The organism is Brevibacterium marinum, from assembly GCF_011927955.1.
GTDB lineage: Bacteria > Actinomycetota > Actinomycetes > Actinomycetales > Brevibacteriaceae > Brevibacterium > Brevibacterium marinum.
Genome location: NZ_JAATJN010000001.1, coordinates 1,662,920 through 1,680,822, shown reverse-complemented (window position 1 = coordinate 1,680,822; position 17,903 = coordinate 1,662,920). Strand labels below are relative to the sequence as shown.

Annotated in this window: 16 protein-coding genes; 4 read left to right on the top strand and 12 right to left on the bottom strand. The window is 63.4% G+C overall.

All coding sequences use genetic code 11. The features are described 5' to 3' along the window. Positions 1–4: 4 nt before the first annotated feature. The gene (locus BKA07_RS07370; protein WP_167950329.1) at positions 5–1,048 is read right to left on the bottom strand and encodes an ABC transporter ATP-binding protein; all 1,044 of its coding nucleotides are present in this window, start codon (positions 1,046–1,048) and stop codon (positions 5–7) included. A 98-nt stretch (positions 1,049–1,146) separates the two neighbouring features. Between BKA07_RS07370 and BKA07_RS07365 the strand changes: the two genes are divergently transcribed. Continuing rightward, positions 1,147–1,911: a GntR family transcriptional regulator gene (locus tag BKA07_RS07365; RefSeq protein ID WP_167950328.1), complete on the top strand. Its 765-nt coding sequence runs from the start codon at positions 1,147–1,149 to the stop codon at positions 1,909–1,911. Positions 1,912–1,987: 76 nt separating this feature from the next. Then, complete coding sequence (locus BKA07_RS07360; RefSeq protein WP_167950327.1) at positions 1,988–2,593, top strand: cache domain-containing protein; 606 nt, start codon at positions 1,988–1,990, stop codon at positions 2,591–2,593. Between the two features lie 62 nt (positions 2,594–2,655). Here BKA07_RS07360 and BKA07_RS07355 read toward each other — a convergent pair whose 3' ends face one another. From BKA07_RS07355 to BKA07_RS07340, 4 genes are all read right to left on the bottom strand, one after another. Further along, the gene (locus BKA07_RS07355) at positions 2,656–4,050 is read right to left on the bottom strand and encodes an MFS transporter (RefSeq protein ID WP_167950326.1); all 1,395 of its coding nucleotides are present in this window, start codon (positions 4,048–4,050) and stop codon (positions 2,656–2,658) included. Continuing rightward, positions 4,047–5,015 carry a nucleoside hydrolase gene (locus BKA07_RS07350; protein WP_167950325.1) on the bottom strand — a complete coding sequence of 323 codons (969 nt, stop codon included), beginning with the start codon at positions 5,013–5,015 and terminating at the stop codon, positions 4,047–4,049. The genes BKA07_RS07355 and BKA07_RS07350 overlap by 4 nt, the downstream gene beginning before the upstream one ends. Positions 5,016–5,063: 48 nt before the next feature. Further along, a complete protein-coding gene (deoC, locus tag BKA07_RS07345) occupies positions 5,064–5,765 on the bottom strand; it encodes a deoxyribose-phosphate aldolase (protein WP_167950324.1) in 702 nt (233 codons plus the stop codon). A gap of 104 nt (positions 5,766–5,869) precedes the next feature. Then, positions 5,870–6,865, bottom strand: a complete 996-nt coding sequence (locus BKA07_RS07340; RefSeq protein ID WP_167950323.1) for a ribokinase — start codon at positions 6,863–6,865, stop codon at positions 5,870–5,872. A 97-nt stretch (positions 6,866–6,962) separates the two neighbouring features. Here BKA07_RS07340 and BKA07_RS07335 point away from each other — a divergent pair, with 97 nt between their 5' ends. Beyond that, the gene (locus tag BKA07_RS07335) at positions 6,963–7,754 is read left to right on the top strand and encodes a GntR family transcriptional regulator (protein ID WP_167950322.1); all 792 of its coding nucleotides are present in this window, start codon (positions 6,963–6,965) and stop codon (positions 7,752–7,754) included. Between the two features lie 291 nt (positions 7,755–8,045). On the opposite strand, the gene BKA07_RS07330 is transcribed toward BKA07_RS07335, so the two are convergent. The 3 genes from BKA07_RS07330 to BKA07_RS19900 are packed head-to-tail and all read right to left on the bottom strand — an operon-like array spanning position 8,046 to position 10,884. Next, on the bottom strand, positions 8,046–9,248 hold the full coding sequence (locus BKA07_RS07330) for a cytochrome P450 (protein ID WP_167950321.1): 1,203 nt from the start codon (positions 9,246–9,248) through the stop codon (positions 8,046–8,048). A gap of 47 nt (positions 9,249–9,295) precedes the next feature. Beyond that, positions 9,296–10,687, bottom strand: a complete 1,392-nt coding sequence (locus tag BKA07_RS07325; RefSeq protein ID WP_167950320.1) for an NAD(P)/FAD-dependent oxidoreductase — start codon at positions 10,685–10,687, stop codon at positions 9,296–9,298. Beyond that, positions 10,684–10,884 carry a 4Fe-4S domain-containing protein gene (locus BKA07_RS19900; RefSeq protein WP_167950319.1) on the bottom strand — a complete coding sequence of 67 codons (201 nt, stop codon included), beginning with the start codon at positions 10,882–10,884 and terminating at the stop codon, positions 10,684–10,686. The genes BKA07_RS07325 and BKA07_RS19900 overlap by 4 nt, the downstream gene beginning before the upstream one ends. Positions 10,885–11,325: 441 nt before the next feature. Here BKA07_RS19900 and BKA07_RS07315 point away from each other — a divergent pair, with 441 nt between their 5' ends. Continuing rightward, complete coding sequence (locus BKA07_RS07315; RefSeq protein WP_167950318.1) at positions 11,326–12,585, top strand: dicarboxylate/amino acid:cation symporter; 1,260 nt, start codon at positions 11,326–11,328, stop codon at positions 12,583–12,585. Positions 12,586–12,664: 79 nt separating this feature from the next. On the opposite strand, the gene BKA07_RS07310 is transcribed toward BKA07_RS07315, so the two are convergent. The 4 genes from BKA07_RS07310 to BKA07_RS07295 are packed head-to-tail and all read right to left on the bottom strand — an operon-like array spanning position 12,665 to position 17,892. Further along, a complete protein-coding gene (locus tag BKA07_RS07310; protein WP_167950317.1) occupies positions 12,665–14,476 on the bottom strand; it encodes an ABC transporter ATP-binding protein in 1,812 nt (603 codons plus the stop codon). Continuing rightward, entirely contained in the window at positions 14,476–15,393 is a 918-nt protein-coding gene (locus tag BKA07_RS07305; protein ID WP_209043895.1) for an ABC transporter permease, read from the bottom strand. The genes BKA07_RS07310 and BKA07_RS07305 overlap by 1 nt, the downstream gene beginning before the upstream one ends. Then, a complete protein-coding gene (locus BKA07_RS07300) occupies positions 15,390–16,343 on the bottom strand; it encodes an ABC transporter permease (protein ID WP_167950316.1) in 954 nt (317 codons plus the stop codon). Before BKA07_RS07300 ends, BKA07_RS07305 begins: the two co-directional genes overlap by 4 nt. A 1-nt stretch (position 16,344) precedes the next feature. After that, complete coding sequence (locus tag BKA07_RS07295; protein ID WP_167950315.1) at positions 16,345–17,892, bottom strand: ABC transporter substrate-binding protein; 1,548 nt, start codon at positions 17,890–17,892, stop codon at positions 16,345–16,347. Positions 17,893–17,903: the final 11 nt, after the last annotated feature.

Sequence of the window (17,903 nt, the reverse complement as noted above, 5' to 3'; positions counted from 1 at the left end):
CTCCTTATTCTTGTGCGGCTGGTGCCGCAGCTTTTTCGGCCGTCCGGATTTTCCGAACGTCAGAATCGTTGAAATCAAGAACTATCTGTTCACCCAGTCGACGACTGGGCGAGTCCGCAGGCTCGAGCACAGACACCTCAAGGTCGTCGACCCCGACGATTGTCCGATGGTTCGCTCCGACGAACATCCGATTGCGCACCGTTCCAGAGAGCCGTCCGTCACTCCCACTTCCGGGGCTGCCGACGCGGAGATTCTCAGGGCGAATCGTAAACGTCCCATCCATACCCAGCAGACGTCGGGAATGGTCGGCGTCGAAGAGATTCGATGTCCCGACGAATGACGCAACGAATTCGGTGGCTGGTGCCCGATAGAGGTTCTCGGGCGTATCGACCTGTTGGATCCGTCCGTCACAGAAAACGGCGATTCTGTCTGAAAGGGTCAGCGCCTCTTCCTGATCATGAGTGACGAAGACGAAGGTGATGCCGAGGTTACGCTGCAGATCCTTGAGTTCGACCTGCATCTGCTCCCGCAGCTTCTTGTCCAGCGCTCCAAGCGGCTCGTCGAGAAGGAGAACCTTCGGATCCACGACAATGGCGCGGGCAAGCGCAATGCGTTGCCGCTGTCCGCCCGACAGCTCGCCGGGCATGCGGCGTTCGAATGCACCCAGCTGCATCCGCTCGAGCGCTTCCCGCGCCAGTTGCCGCCGTCGAGATTTCGCCACCTTGCGGACTCGCAGGCCGAATTCGACGTTCTCGATCACATTGAGATGCGGAAAGAGAGCGTAGTCCTGGAAGACCGTATTGACGTCACGGTCGTAGGAAGCCAGCTGATGCACAGGTCGACTCGAGAGCTCAATCGACCCTGCCGTAGGTTCGTCGAATCCCGCGATCAGTCGAAGAACGGTGGTCTTTCCCGACCCGGAAGGACCGAGCATCGAGAAGAATTCCCCTTCCGCAATATCAAGATCAACCCCATCGACGGCGATGACATCGCCGAATCGCCTTTCGACACCTCGCAGAGAGATGGCGGTGGCCCTAGTTGCTGTCATGTCGGTCTCCTCGAATCCGGGGTTGTGTCGTAAATCATATAAACACATGGAACCATATGTTTCAAGATTTTCTCAGTCTCCACTCGGATAATCGACATATGGAAGACAGCCCGACAGATTCCCCGGTTACTGCTGCCGTCTATGCCCCGATTGGAGAGAAGGCGCTCGTTTCCAGGATCCGTCAACGGCTCGAAGACGCCATCGCAACGGGCGTTCTTGCCCCCGGCGACAGGCTCCCGGGCGAATCAGCTCTGGCTGCGCGCTTTCGCGTCTCCCTCGTCACCGTCAGGGAAGCACTGCAGCAGCTGAGAGCCACCGACCTGCTCTATACCAAGCAGGGGCGAGGCGGCGGCAGCTTTGTCGCCATGGACTCGAATCATGCACGCGATTTGCTTCAACGTCGGATCGGAGCGCTTTCGCGTGCAGAGATCACTGATTTCGCAACGTACTATCGTGCGATTGTCGACGCCGTGCTCAGAACGATCGACAGCATGGGCCTCGAACACAATCTGATGGCGGTTCGTGAGACATTCCTTCGTGCGAGCCCGAGCGATGGGGCGGCGGCTCGGTCGGTTCAGGGCGGCTTAGATCTGCGTTTGGCTGGTGAGTCTCAGTCGGTTCGTCTGGTGCACGAACAGATCCGGATCCAGAACGAATTCGGAGCTCTTCTCTGGATGGGCCTGGACGACGAAGAGCTTCGACAGTCGATCTTCACGCACAACGAACACATGCTCGATGAAATGATCGCCGGTGCCACAGATGCGGCGATCAGGGCGCGGGAGGAAGCTGTTACCATCTCACTGAGATGGCTGTTGTCCAAACGCAATGACGCACAAAGGCACGAACGTGAGAACATTAGATGAAACGCCTAAGCTGACAAGGCTCCTGGATTCAATCACCGCGTGGCACGTGGGTGTTCCAGAGACCATCGAACGTATCGTGTCCGTCGCGACTGATGCGATTTCCGTGGCCCCGCGGTCGGTCGAGACGCGTGTCGAAAACGTCGCACGCGATGTCCTCGCTTCCACGACCAGGTTCGCGGGAGCCGGAATCGTCAGCGTCCACCCAAAAGTCCTTGCCCGTTCGCGATCTCTGCTGTGGTGGGTCACCCAGCGTGAGAACGGAGGCGAACCGCTGCCGCTCGACGCCGATCTCACTGAACTCGGGACGTATCAAGCCGGTCTCGAAGACATCGAATGGTATCGGGTTCCTGCGACGACTGGACGCAGTCACATGACTGGACCTTTCGTCGACTACATGTGCACTGACCAGTTCGCGTTCACGTTCACGGCGCCGCTGGAGATTGACGGCGAGTTCTACGGTGTCGCTGGAATCGACATGACGGTTCACAGCCTGGAGGACGAAGTCGAGTCCTTACTCGAAAACGTCAGTGACGACGCAATGCTGCTGGCCAACGGCGACCTGGTCGCGATCAGCCTGGATCCCCGGTTCGCCACCGGCAGCAGGCTCAAACCCGCTCAGCTGGACTCCTATACGGTGACGCCAGTAGCCGGAACCGCACTGTACGTCGCGGTCCCTCACTGATTGCGCGCTGATTTTCGCGGAGGACACGACTTCGCAATGAGCAGAAACCGCGCCTGCAGCTCTCAGACCTTTTCGCCCTCGACCTGACGGGCCGGCAGCACGAGTGAGAACACGAACGCCAGAGCGGTGAACACCGTGGCGACGATGAGCGCACTGCGGTAGCCTCCCGTACCGGGGTCGCCCGAAATGACGGCCGACATGACCCCGATGCCTACAGCAGCGCCGAAGTTGAAAGCAGCGGAGTTCATTCCCGGCAGGATGCCGGGATGGGAGACGGGCGCGTAGATGATGCCCAGCCCGTTGAGCGCGCAGGAGGCTGCGGCCGAGTACGTCGCACCCATGAAGAAGACGACACAGCCGAGCATGGCCGCATTGGACACTCCCACGACCATCAGTCCCGTGAGTACGAGGCTGCTGAGCAGGCCGATGCGCAGGACGAGCCGGTAGCCGATTCTCGGGGCCAGAGTGCCGAAGACCGGAGCCGTGATCCACCCCAGCAGCGAATAGGGCATCAGGAAGAGGAGCGCTGACCAGGTCGAACTCAGTCCGAAGCCGCCCTCGGGATCCTGAGTCAGAGCCGGGATAATGAAGACGAGGACAGAGAAGCTCGAGGCCAGAGTGAAGAACGTCGTCAGCAGCAGCCCCCAGACGCCGCGGTCGGACAGCGCCTCGATGGGCAGGAGAGGATTGGTGATCCGCCCTTCGCCGATGCGGAAGGCGATCAGCGCGATGACGGCGATGCCGAAGCTCACCCAGGTCTTCCACTCCGTCCATCCGCCCGGCAGGAACGCCGTGGTCAGGCCGACGTTGATGGCGACGAGAACAAGGGTGAGGCTGCCCAGCCCCCACCAGTCCATGCGCGCTGCTGTGAGGTCCCGGATCTCAGGAGTCCACAGAGCGATCATGATGACAGCGACGATCTCAAGGAGAAGCGTGAGGCCGAAGATGCCTCGGAACCCGACCGCGTCAGCGATGATGCCACCCAGCAAGGTGTCGATTCCTCCGACACCGGCGTTGATGGCAGTGATGATCCCGACATAGCGCCCGAAGCGCTTGGGGTCGACGACCTGTCGCAGCACCAGGAACGACAGCGCGAAGGTCGCCCCGCAGGCTCCCTGCATCGCACGACCGACCATGAGCATCGGCACATTCACCGCGAGCACCGCGACGAGGCTGCCGAATGTCAGGATGCCCGTGGAGAGGAGCAGCGCTCGCTTTCGACCGATGATATCGCTCAGCGGAGGCCAGAACAGACCGGCGATGGCGGTGACGAAGGAAAACACCGTCGAAGACAGTCCGATGGTGGCGATATCAGTGTTGAGCTCAGCGGCCATGGTGCCGATGGCCGGGGCGAGCATCGTGGCATTCAGTTGGAAGCTGGCTACGGCCACGACAAGGGCGGTGAGCACCAGAACGGGCTTGACCTCCCTGCTGTCCACGGCCGCTTCGTCCTTCATCGCAGGCCCTCGATCTCGCGGCTGGGAGTGGTGTCGGTCGACAGCAGTGCGCAGATGAGGTCGAAGAAGGCCTGCCCGTCGACAGCTTCGACGACTCGGGCATTGGCTGGGAGGTCATGGACTCCCCACGACATTGCCGCGTAGCCGCGAGTCAGCTCGGAGCCGGTTTCGATCTGCACGTTGTAGTCCGCTCCGGCCGTGATGAGCTCCGGATGCAGGAGGAGTGCTGCCGACAACGAGTCCGGATGGGTGGTTCCCGGAATCCCGACCGCCTCGTCGAACTCGAGTGTGGCTGCGCAGACTTTCGTGAAGAAGCGTGCCAGTGGGGTGTCGATCGTGGCGATCTGATCGAGCATTTCAGCATCGAAGACGGCGTCGTTGAGGGTCAGCGGAGCCCACGGCACGACCGTGATGTTCAGTCCGGAAGAGAACACGATGTCGGCCGCCTCGGGGTCGACGTAGAAGTTGAACTCGGCCGCTGCTGTGATATTGCCCCTGCCATTGTTCGATCCGCCCATGATCGTCAGTGACCTCACATTGGCGGCGAACGCCGGATCCTTGACCACGGCCATAGCAATGTTCGTCAGCGGCCCGATGGCCACGATGTCGATCTGGCCGGGACTCTCGCTGACGATCCTCACCAAGGCATCGACGCCGTGCTCAGCCTCGGGTGCACAGCCGGTGGGGTCCATCCTCATCCCGCCCGCGCCGTCCCCGTGCACGTTCTCGGCCGACACCCATTCGCGTGTCAGAGGCCGCTCGCATCCGAGGTGGATTGGCACTTCGCCGAGGCGGCCGGCGACGCTGAGCGTCATGTGGGCATTGTGCACCTGACGGGTGAACCCCACATTCCCGGCCACCATGGTGATTGCTTCAAGCGCGGATTCTTGATCGAGGAGACCCACGAGCAGGGCGATGCAGTCGTCCTGGGCGGTGTCTGTGTCGATGATGATGCATCGTGTCATAGCAGTCCCTTCTCGGCGTCGTCGACGAGATGTCGGCGTCAGTTGCTCTCAGTAGCTGGCGGTCTCAGAAGATGTGCTGTTGGTGATGATCTCGATGCCCGCACTCGTCCCAGCGCAGGCCGCACCGGCCTGGAGCAGCTCGACAACCTGGTCGCGGTTCTTGATGCCCCCCGACGCTTTGACGAGCACGACTTCGGGGCTGCGCTCGACGAGGTAGCGGATATTCGCCGGAGAAGCCGTCTCGATTGCTCCTGAGCTGGCGTTCTTCAGATAGGAGACGCCTGCTTCGAGGCTGAGTTCGATGGCGGCCTTCTTCTCGTCTTCGGTCAGCAGGGGCAGTTCGAGCATGACCTTGATCGGTACACCCGCGGCGTTGACCACTCCGGCGATGTCATCACGGAAGGCGTGGAAGTCGCCGCTCTTGAGCCAGCCGATCTGGACTCCGATGTCGATCTGGTCGGCGCCGAGGCGGACCAGCTCGGTCGCTTCGGCGGCTTTGCCTGCACTCGACGTCACACCTACGGTGGGGAAGTCGAGGGCGGTGGCGACGGGCACACCGGTGCCCTTGAGCGTGTCCGCCACCGTCTTCACCCAGGATCCCGGGACCATAGCCGCACCGAAACCGTATTCGACGGCCTCCTGCGCATGGGCGATAATCTCATCCCTGGTGATGCCGACGGAGATCTTGGTGTGCTGGATGTAGGGGGCGAGCTCACGAGAGCTCAGGGATGCGAAATCGGTGTCTGCCATATCTGTTCTTCTTCCTGTGATGTCGGATCGGTGGGGCCAGTGGGTCCGTGAGATCCTTGGTGCGATGGTGTCGTAGTCAGTGCGTGGCGGTGCCGGTGCCGGACTCAGCTTTCGGTGGTGTCGTGCTGAGTTTGCTGCGACCACAGTCGCTCGGAGAGTTCGCTGCGATGCGGCAGGGCTGGGATGACCTCCTGCCGAGCGACGACATACGATCCGACTTCGGCTGCACGCACAGCGGCGGTCTCGAGGTCATCGCCTTCGAGCAGGGCGACTGTCAGCGCCCCGGTGAAGGAATCGCCGGCACCGGTGGTGTCGACGAGATCGGTGGGAGGATGGGGCGCGACGGTGCGCACACCGTGGGCGTCGGCGACGATGCTCCCGTCTCCTCCGTGGGTCAAGACGACCCGGCAGCCGGTGGCGGTGTGCAGAGCGGCCGCGAGCTCTACTGCGTCCTCTTCCCGTGCGGCTCCGGGGGCGGATGTCTCATCGCCCGCATCACTCGAATCACTCGCACCGCTGTCATCACTGAGGAGGGCTCGCGCTTCGGAGAAGTTCGGCGTGATGACATCGACGCAGGAGAGGACCTCGGCGGGGACCGGAGCCGCCGGAGCTGGGTTGAGCACGGTGAGCAGGCCCGCCTCGTGGCCGATCCTCAGTGCCTCACAGGCGGCGTCGATCGGAATCTCGAGGCAGACGATGAGCGCGTCTGCGGATTCGATCGCCTCTGCCCTGGCACGGACATCGGACGCAGAGAAGTGGTCGAGGGCGCCCGGGGCGATGACGATCCGGTTCTCGGCCTCGTCGTCGACGATGATCATTCCTGTCATCGTCTTGGCGCCGTCGACCCTGAGTACCTGCGAGGTCTCGATGCCTTCGCTGTCCCACAGATTGATCGCCCGTTCGGCCGATGCGTCGTCACCGATGGCGGTGAGCAGAGAGACTTCGACGCCGAGGCGACGGACGGCAATGGCCTGATTCGCCCCCTTGCCGCCGTGGCCGACAGTGAGCACTCCTCCTGTCATTGTTTCGCCGGGACCAGGGAAGCGCTTCGTGCGCATCGTCTCGCCGACGCCGTAGCTGCCGACAACCGCGATCTTCATCGTCACCCCTTTGTTCATATATGTCTATGTACAATGATGAACATATGTGAACCACGCTACGGCGTCAAGGCAGTCGCAGGTTCAACAGGAAGAGCGTATGACGACAGCGAGGGGAACAGAAGTGGCGACGACGACGGGCTTGACCATCGATCGGTCGGCACCAGTTCCGCTCCATTTCCAGATCGCCGAGGTGATCCGCGAGCGCGTGACGCTAGGAATTTGGCCGGCTCACTACAGGCTCAAACCCGAACCGGAACTGGCAGCCGAGTTCGGGGTCTCCCGGGGGACGCTGCGCAAAGCGCTGGGTGCACTCATCGCCGAAGGCCGGCTTGTCCAGGTGCGCGGCAGGGGGACCTTTGTCACCGCAGAGCAGGTCGAACCGGCGCTGGCTCAGGACCTGACGACTCTGTCCGAAGACTTCGCCGCACGCGGAATCACCTCGGATGTCACTGTGCTGGGCTCGGAGTTGAATCGCGCGCCGGGCACTGTAGCCGGTCTGCTCGACATCGACCCCACGGACCCCGTTCTCGTTCTCCGCCGCATCCGGTCAACGCCCGAAGGCCCCGTCGCCTACCTGGTCAATTTCGTACGGGCCGATCTCGCCCCCGGGATCGAGGCGACTGACTTCAGCTCGGCAAGCTTGTTCGGAACCCTCGAAGACGACTTCGGCAAGGCGGTGACGACTGCTCGCAGGACATTCATCGCCCAGGCCGCCGACGCGGAGGTCGCCGATGCGCTGCAACTTCCGACCGGGGCCCCGGTGCAGTACCTGCAGCAGGTGAGCTATCTTGCAGGCGGGCGGGCGATCGAGTATTCGGACGTATGGATCAACTCCGATCGCATGCGCGTGACGTCGATGCTGTCTCGCCGGCCGTCCCCACACAGCTGAGCCCGACGATCAGCCAGAGCGCTTCACGTGCGACCCTGCACCATCGACTGTGATCGACCGATACGTGCAGGAGTCCCGATTGTAGAAATTGCGTGAGAAGTCGATGAGAAGATCATTGGTGTCGAAGACCTGGATCTCCTCGCTGAGGAGCCGCCACGGATCTCCGGAAGGACGCCGCCATGTATCAGCAACAGCCACACGTTCTCCCTTGAGCCCTCATGGAGACCAAGCGTGACGCTGTCCCCAGTCACGGATCACGTCTCAGTTGACGCCATAGTCACGGATCACGTCTCAGTTGACGCCATCGAAGTCGACAAGCAACTGACTTGGGCCACGCAGGGCTGCGTTGCGTCGGTACGGCGGTGGATCTTCGACCAGTCGGGGGTTGACGAGGCGACGTACCCACGCGGTCAGGGCCAGGATTCCTTCCAGACGCGCCAATGGAGCGCCGAAACAGAAATGCAGTCCGGTGTTGAAAGCGAGATGCTGGTTATCCTCTCGCTCGGGATCGAACCGGTCGGGGTCGGTGAACCGGCGCGGGTCACGGTTGGCTGCAGCGTAGGACAACTGCACGGTCGCTCCCTTCGGGATCGTGACTCCGGCGATCGCGATGTCCGAGAGCGCCACCCGGTCGCGGAACTGCACCGGCGACTCGAGACGAAGGATCTCTTCGAACGCGCCCGGCATGAGCTCGGGGTGCGTGCGCAGGCGGTTCATCTGCTCCGGGTTGCGCAACAGCAGCAGAACCCCGTTTGCGATGGCATTGACGGTGGTCTCGTGTCCCGCGATCAGCAACAGGATCGCATTGCTGACGATCTGCTCGTCGCTGAGGCGACCATTGGGGGACTCGTCGTTGACCATACCAGAGATCATGTCCTCGCCCGGATCGGTCTTGCGTCGTTGGACCAGGTCGAACATGTAAGATCTGGCCTCCTGCGAAGCCTGGGCTCCCTGCTGGGACGCTTCGGCGTCCAGCCGTGCGTCTGGTGATGCCAGCAGTGCCATCGCCTTGGTCCACTCGGAGAACTGGGGCTCGTCCTCATGGGGAACCCCCAGGACGTCGCAGATGACGCTGACGGGAAGCGGATAGGCAAGGTCCTCCACCACATCTGTACGGGTGCGTCCTTGCAGATGATTCAGTGCTTCGTCGACGTAGCGGTTGATCGAGGTCTCCAGGGAGGCAACGAACCCTGGGCGGTGCGGCGGCCCGAAATGGCGCATCACTCGTGCCCGGTCCTCGTTGTGCTCGGGCGGGTCCTCAACGATGAAGTTGGCCGTGCGCTGCTCCGAACCTTCCGCCTCGGCGTCGCCGTCGTGCGCGGCGCTGATCCGTGGGTCGGCGGACAGTGCGCGCACCTCGTCATACCCAGTAACCACCCAGGTTCCGTCCTCCTGCCGCGAGACAGGCTGCTCACGCAGCTGAGCCCATAGATGCTGCGGCGTTGCACGGTGGGCTGGAGAAAGCAGTTCTGCGAACAGTGTGTCGTGGGCCATGGTGGCCTCCTTCTGCCCAGTGGGCCGTTTGTTCGAACAGTGTCTTGTCACTCGGTCGCTCCGACCGGTGCTCCTTCCGGATGCCCGCTCGCGGCCAACGTTGCGCTGGTTGCTCCATCGGCGCATTGCGGACGCGTCGTCCCGCGCAGCGGAAACCGTGCGGGAACCGGTTCGGGTGGTGCCGCACGGCCCCAGTCCGGGACCGTGCCCTGCGGCGGGAACGCTTCGCCGGAGACGATCCGGGGCTCCCAGGTGGCCAGTTCACGGGGTGCGTCGAAACTCACCCCGGCCACGCACCGTCCCTCCCGACCGTAGAGGAAGACACCACGCAGGTTCGCCGGGGACCCCTGGACCAGCATCACCTCGTCCGCAAAGGATGGAACCCCCACCGACTTGATGTTGGCACCGAACATCGTCGACCAGAACCGCGGGATCTCGATGAACGGTTCCGCTGGGCCCGCCTCGCTGATCATCGAGCGGGCGGCATATCGGCCCTGCTCCAGCGCATTTCCCCAGTGCTCAATCGCCAGCAGCTGGTTGCGGTAGAACGGATGCCCCCAGCGCGCGACGTCGCCGGCAGCAAAGACGTTCGGGCACGGGACACCATTCATCGTCAGCGCACGCAGGGCCCCATCGACGGCCACCCCGCCGTCCACGTCAAGGCCCGAACTCTCCAGCCAGTCGACGTTGGGCACAGAGCCGGTGGCGATCACCACGAGATCAGCGGTGAGGAACCCGCCATCGCTCAGCTGGACACCGCTGACGTACCCATGTGCGTCGCCGCGGATGCTCTCCACGCTGCTTGCGGCATGCAGATCGACGCCGTGACGCGCGTACAACTCGGCGGCCCATGCCCCGACGCTCTGACCCAGTGCGCCGTCTAGCGGACAGAACCCCCGGGCCACCACGGACACCTCAAGCCCCAGTTCGCGGCAGGAGGATGCCACCTCCGACCCGATGAAGCCCGCACCGATGATGACCACCCGACGCGGCGACTGCAGCAGGCGCTCCCGCAGATCGACAGCGTCTTCCAGCGTCCGCAACGTGAGCACACCATCCAGGGTGGCCTCGGCCGCCACCGGCCATGCGCGTGCCCTGCGCCCGGTGGCAACCAGCACGCGATCGAAGCCCACATCCCGCCCATCGGCAAGGTGGACCCTGCCCGCTGCGAGATCAAGCGCGACAACACGCACGCCCAGCATCCATTCGACGTCGAGTGCTTCGGCATGGGCGAGGTATGGGACCGCCGGTGCCTCCCCCGCAGTGAGCATCGCCTTCGATAACGGCGGCCGGTCGTACGGAGCGGTCTCCTCATCGCCGATGACGGTCACGGACCCGGCGAACCCGCGATGGCGCAGTTCTTCCGCCGCCCGCAGACCGGCCAGCGACCCACCGACCACGACCATGCGCGACGGCGCGCTTCGCCCCGACTGTGTCATCGATCAGCTCCGGTCTGGAGCGTGATCGCCCGCACTGGGCACGCGTGGACGGCGCGGATGATCTTCTCCTCCTGCTCGGCCGGAGGCTGATAATCCCATTCCAACGACTCTTCCTGCTTCATCCAAAACACGTCTGGAGCAGCGAAAACGCACTGACCATACGACTGACAACGGTTCAGGTCGACTAGTACACGCACCGTGCGAGTCTACGTCCCGACCCTGAGATTTTTAAGAATCTGCCCGCCCGATCAACCCCCGCCGACGAGTCGACAAGGCCCTCTACGCCGTGATCTGCCAGGACTGGATCGAAGCGTCTCGACGAGGAAGGTCGACTCCCTCGATGCGCACACTCGTGACCATGCTGAACGGAGATTCCAGTGCCGATCCGGTCCAGGTCACAACCTAAAAAAGCCTCCCATTCTCGCCCTGCAAAGGCGGACTTGCCATGAACCGGTAGACTCAACTCACCGTGACACGCAGGGGTGCCGGGCACGTCCGTTTCAATATGGCTATGCCGACTCCTGTCCCTCGTCAGGCACTGCGTCCAATAGGAGAAGCACTCGTGTGCGGCCAGGCAGAAGGCTACCGCGACGAGCTGATCGACAGTGTCGATACGCTGAGCATGGAGGAATAGAGAAATGCAGCGAATTCTCACAGGTGCCTGGCGTCGTTACCGGGACACAAGTCTCATCGTTAAAATGACAGTCGGTTTCGTCCTCGGACTGGCAGTTGCACTGCTGTTTGGACAGCAAGCAGAAGTCCTGTCACCAATCGGTGACATTTTGCTGAGGCTGTTGCAATTGGTTGTTATCCCGATCATCATGCTTTCGCTCATCGATGCGGTCAACAACACCCAATCCGGAAGCCTGGCCAGAATCGGTGCCAAAGCTCTGATCTTTTACATATTGACCACCACTGCCGCTGTCGTCATCAGCCTGGCTCTAGCGCTTCTGGTGAACCCTGGCAGCGGTCTCGAAAATCCGGACACCAGCACGAAGACCCCCGAACCACCGTCGTTCATCGACCAAGTTCTCGGAATCGTTCCTGAGAACTTGTTCCAGGCCTTGGCCGACGGCAAGATTCTCGCGCTGATATTCGTGTCTATGATCGTCGGCCTCACGGTGGCAGCCATGCGTCGGTCGTCCGATCCGACGATTTCGGACTACGGAGCCACACTGTACAAGCTCGTGTTGGCAGCCAAGGAGATGACGTTTCGCATTCTTGGGGGAATACTCCAGTATGCGCCGTTCGGAGTCTTCGCCCTGGTTGCCACCAAAATCGGCGGCCAAGGCTTTGAGGCACTGGGCGCGTTGGGGAAGCTGACCGGTGTCGTATACGCCGGATTGGCTGTACAGATTCTGCTGATCTACGTGCCACTATTGCTGCTCTATCGGGTTCCGATCGGAAAATTCTTCCGGAACGCGCGCGAACCGATGGCGACTGCGTTTACCACCCAGAGCAGTTCTGGCACGATCCCTGTGTCGATGAATTCCGCGAAGAATGCAGGCATCTTCCAAGAGGTTTCCGGTTTTGTCATCCCCGTCGGTGCGACGATCAATATGGACGGGGCGGTCATCCGCTTAGGAGCCTCGGTCGTGCTGGCTGCGAACATCGCGGGACAGGACATGACCGCGCCCGAACTGGGCGCAATTGTCCTCACGGCCACGTTCGTCTCGATTGGTACTGCCGGCGTTCCCGGAGCAGGGCTGATCGGCTTGACGATATTGCTGACACAGGCCGGACTGCCGATCGAGACTGTCGGCTTGATCGCGGGTGTCGATGTCATACTCGGCATGGGCGCTACGATGCTCAATATCACCGGGGATCTCACCGGAGCTCACCTGATCGACAAGAGTGAAAGGCGGACCCGGGCAAAGCGACAACATGCAGCGGACTGAGCACGGCGTGCTCCTTGCCCCCGCGGGTGGGACCGACTACGAATCTCTCGTGGAGGCTTTCGTGTCGACCTCACCCGCCTCAGAACTTCGGCACGTCCGCGATCAACGTGCGCGTGTACTCGTGCTTCGGACTCTCCAAAACCCGGGCGGTGGGTCCGTAGTCGACGATCTTGCCCTTGTTGAGCACCGCGAGGTTGTCGGCGATGTGGCGCGAGAGCGCAATATTGTGCGTGACGAACAGCATCGCCAACTGATGCTCGGCCCGCAGTGTGCGCAGCAGTCCGATGATCGAGGCCTGCACACTCACATCCAGCGCCGAGGTGATCTCATCGCAGACGAGGACCGAGGGCTGGTTGACCAGGGCACGGGCGATCGCGGCCCTCTGCCGTTCACCGCCGGAGAGGTCACCGGGCCGCCGGTGGTAGAAGCTGCGGCCCAGCCGCACCGAGTCCAGGGCCTCCTCGACCTTGGCCTTCCGGCTCGCGGCCGTGCCCTCGCCGCTCATCTCCAGCGGCACGGTCAGCGATTGGCCGATCGAGCGACGAGGGTTGAGCGAGGAGAACGGGGACTGGAAGACGTACTGGATGCCCACGCGCTGCTCGTTCGTCCGCTTCCGGGTCGACTTCGCCAGCTCCGTGCCCCGCAATCGCACGGACCCCGAATAGTCATCGTTGAGTCCGGCCACGCAACGTGAGAGCGTCGTCTTGCCCGACCCGGATTCGCCCAGCAGCAGGGTGCAGTCGCCGGGTTCCAGGGTGAGGTCGATCCCGTCGAGGATCTGCGCCTTCCCGTACGCCAGCGCCACGTCCGTGGTCTCCAGCAGTGGCGCCGTCGCCGAGGCGGCCGCCCGGTCTCGCTCCCCCACCGAGGCTCGTTCATCCCCCGCCGAGGCGGCTGCCCAGTCCAGCTCCCCCGCCGAGGCCCGCTCATCCCCCGCAGAGTCCTTCTCGTCCGATCCGTCGCTGACGAGTATGTGCGTGGCCTCCGGCTCCGCATCGGGCTCCGGTTCCGCGGCCGCGCCCTCACCGATGGTCTTCCGCCCATCGAGGTCCGGTACGGCTGCCATGAGCATCTTCGTGTACTCATGCTGCGGGTCCTCGAGGACAGCGGAGACCGGTCCCTCTTCGACGAGGTCGCCGCGCAGCATCACGGCCACCCGGTCGGAGATGTCCTTGATCACCGCGAGGTCGTGGGTGATGTAGAGCCCTGCGACATTGTTCGCCACCGTCATCTGCCGGATCGTGTCGAGGACGACGGCCTGCGTGGACACGTCGAGACCCGTGGTGGGTTCGTCGAGGATGAGCACATCGGGGTACATCGCGAATGCCATGGCGATGCCGATGCGCTGCTGCTGACCGCCGGAGAGCTGGTGCGGCCATCGCCTCTGGTAGGTCTTGTCGCCGGGCAGTCCGACGTCGACGAGCACCGCGCCCACCCGCTCGGTGCGTTCGGCATCGGAGTTGCCGAACTGGTGGATGTCGAGGACCTCGCGGATCTGCTCCCCCACCCGCATCGCCGGGTTGAGGGACAGGGCAGGGTCCTGGGGGATGTAGGCGATCCTGGACCCGCGCAGGGACCGCACGGCCTCCTCGTCGAGTTCGACCACCTCGACGGCGGTGTCCTCACCGCGCGGCCACAGGCTCACGGACCCGGAGCCGAATTTCAGACCCTCCCGGAAGTGGCCCATGCAGGCCAGACCGGCCGTGGTCTTACCCGACCCCGACTCTCCGACGAGTCCGAGGATCTCACCGCGGCTGAGTGCGAAGTTCACTCCATGGAGGATCTCGTTGCCGGCGTTCGTCTCGATCTTCAGGTCGGACACGCGCAGGACGATCTTCTCGTTCGGCATGTTCGCATCATCGTGGCGGACGGTTTGTGTCTCGGTGGTCATCATGCCTCCACTGAAGTCGATGCGGTGGCCCTGGCGAAGGAGTCCGCAAGCAGGTTGGTGCCGATGGTGAGCAGGGCGATGGCGATCACCGGCAGCAGCACACCCCAGGGCTGGATGCTCAGTGCGATCCGGTTCTCGTTGATCATCAGGCCCCAGTCAGCCGCGGGTGGCTGCAGACCCAGTCCCAGGAACGACAGGGATGCGATGTAGCCGATCGAGTAGGTCAGGCGCAGCCCGGCCTCGACGCTCAGCGGTCCGGTGATGTTGGGCAGCAGTTCGCGCAGCAGCACCTTCCATCGCGGCATCGCGTACATCTCTGCGGCGAGGATGTAGTCCTCGGTGATCACGCCCAGGGTCGCCGACCTGGCGACTCGGGCGATGCGCGGGGCGTGGGTGATGCCGATGACGGTCACGAGCACCCACCCCTGCGGCCCCAGCACCGTGATCGCCAGCAGCGCGAACACGAGCTGAGGGATGGCGAGGATGACATCGTTGAGGCGCATGACGATCGCATCGAAGGCTCCGCCCACATAGGCGGCGAGCATGCCGATGATCGCGCCGACGATCATGCCCAGCGCGGTGGCGAGCACCGAGTAGATGATGAGGGTGAGGCCACCGGCGAAGAACCGGGAGAGCACACCGCGGCCGAGGTTGTCCGAACCGAAGAGCCCGTAGGGGCTGAAGGGCTTCGCAATGAATTCGGTCGCGGTGTTGCCCGTCGCCCAGGGCAGCAGCAGGGGCCCGAAGAACGCCAGCACCAGCACGATGCCGGTCAGAACCAGACCGATCTTGCCCTGTCGCTGTGCGAGCACGCGCTTGAGGAACGGGGTGTAGGTCGTCTGTGATTCCTTGGGGACCTCGCCTCCGTCGACGGCGGTGGATTTGAGCTCGTCGAGGTTGTTCGTATTCGTGCTCATGCTGCACTCCTCAGCTTCGGGTTGGTGAGGATGCCGACGAGGTCGGCCGCCAGGTTCACCACGACGTAGACGGCGGCGACGAGCATGGAGATCGCCTGCACGACCTGCACGTCACGGTAGGTCACCGCGTCGATGAGCGCTTGGCCCAGGCCCGGGTAGCGGAACAGGAACTCGACGACGACCACGCCGCCGGCCAGCCAGGCCAACTGGATCGCCACGACCTGCGCGACCGGTCCCAGCGCGTGGGGCACGGCGTGGCGCATGATCACACGGGTCTCGGGCACGCCCTTGAGGCGGGCCATCTCCACATAGCCGGAGTCGAGGACCTCGATCATCGTCGCCCGCATCATCCGCACGATGTAGGGCGTGACGACGAGGACCAGCGTCAGGGTGGGGAGGATGAGCTGCTCGGGTCGGCCCCAGACCGGTTCACCCGGCGGGGCGAGGGTCACGGCGGGCAGGATCTGGAAGACGGAGGTGGCGAAGATCGCGATGAGTCCGATGCCGATGACAAACTCGGGCATGGCCGCGAGGACGAGGCTGATTCCGGTCAGCGACTGGTCACGACGGCCACCGCGGTGCAGCGCCGAGTAGACGCCAAGGCCGATGCCCAGCGGCACGGAGATGAGCGCGGCCACCCCCATGAGGATGAACGAGGCCCACACGCGATCGCCCAGCAGCGCGGCGACGGAACCGCCACTGGCCGTCGAGGTGCCGAAGTCGCCGACGAAGAGCCCGCCCAGCCAGGAGAAGTAGCGCTGCCAGGCGGGCTGGTTGAGCCCCAGCTGCTCGTTGAGGGCCGCGATGCGCTCCGGGGTGGCCTGCTGGCCGAGGATCGCACGGGCGGCATCCCCGGGCAGCAGGAGCGTCGCGCCGAAGACGAGGAGCGAGACTGCGATGAGGATGAAGGCGGAGAAGATCAGCCTGCGTCCGATGACTTTTGTGAACATGTCACACCTGTCCTATCCATACGCGGTCGAATCGCCAGCCGCCCAGGGGGCGTCCGGTGGAGTTCTTGACCAGCCCTCCGACGTATTTCTGGAAGGCGTCGACCTGGTTGGCGAATCCCCAGACGATGTAGCCGCCCTCGTCGTAGAGCATCTTCTGCAGTTCGTGTTCGAGGTTGCGTCGCTTGCCGGCCTCGGGAATGGCCCGCGCCTTGGCGAAGACCTTGTTGAAGGCGGGATCGTCCCAGTGGGTCTCGTTGAACGGTGACTCTTCGAGGGCGCAGGAGATGACCTGCGGCATGAAATCACGTGTGTACCAGAAGTCCTGGGCGAAGTCCCACTGCAGATACTCGTCGCCGAAGAACGTCGTGGCGTCGACTCGGCGGATCTTGACTCGGATGCCGGCTTCGGCGGCCTGCTGGGCGAAGACCTGCGCGGATTCGACGGCACCGGACTGGATGGGGGCGGTGACCAACTCGACGTCGAGACCATCGGGGTAGCCCGCCTCGGCGAGGAGCTTCTTGGCTTTGGGAATGTCCTGTTTGCGCTGCGGGAACTCGGGGTAGTTCTCGCTCAGCGGGCCGAACATGTCGTTGCCGAGGGTGCCGAAGCCGGACAGGACCTGTTCGATCATCTGCTCCCGGTCGACGACCAGCCGGAAGGCCTGGCGGACCTTCACCTCATCGAAGGGCGCCTTGTCGACGCGCATCGTGAACGGCAGCCACATGCCGGTTTCGGAGTTGAGGATGGCCATGCGCTCATCGGCGTCGATGACCTCGACCAGGGCCACTGGGATCTGCGCGATCGCATCGACCTGGGTCGACAGCAGCGCGTTGATGAGGGCGTCGGAGTCATTGAAGTTCAGCAGCTGCACCTCGTCGAGGTACATCTTGTCGTAGTCGAAGTAGTGTTCGTTGGGCACGATCACCGTCGACTGCGCGGGTGTGAACGACTTGAGCTTGAACGGCCCGGAGCACACCGGGTTCTCCGGGTCGTAGCCGACGGGCACGATGGCGGCGGTGTACTCGGCCACGGCGTCTTTGAACAGGCCGTTGGCTTCGGAGAGATGGAACACCGCTGTTCGTTCGTCCTTCTTCACGACCTTGTCGAGCATGGTGAAGTTCGCCGCCGCGGTCTTGGGATCGTCTGGATCCGTGATTCTCTCGAAGGTGAAGATCACGTCCTCCGGGGTGATCGGATCACCGTTGGAGAACTTGACGCCCTCCTTCAGGGTGCAGGTCCACACGGTGGCGTCGGCGTTGGATTCGAAGGACTCGGCCAGCAGCGGCACGACCTGCGAATCGTCGTCCCAGCCGTAGAGCGCGTTGTAGAGGTTGACGGCCCGGCACACGTCGCCGCTGTTGACGGGGATGTGGGCGTCGACGGTGTCCGCGGAGTTGCCGCCGGTGACGCCCACGCGCAGGCTGCCGCCCTTGACCGGGTCCCCGGCGTCGGCGGCGCCGACGCTCCCGCCTCCGCAGGCGCTGAGTCCGGCGATCGCGGATATCGACAGCCCCGCTCCCAGTGCTTGTCTTCGGTTCGGTGTGTTCATGTGCCTTCTTC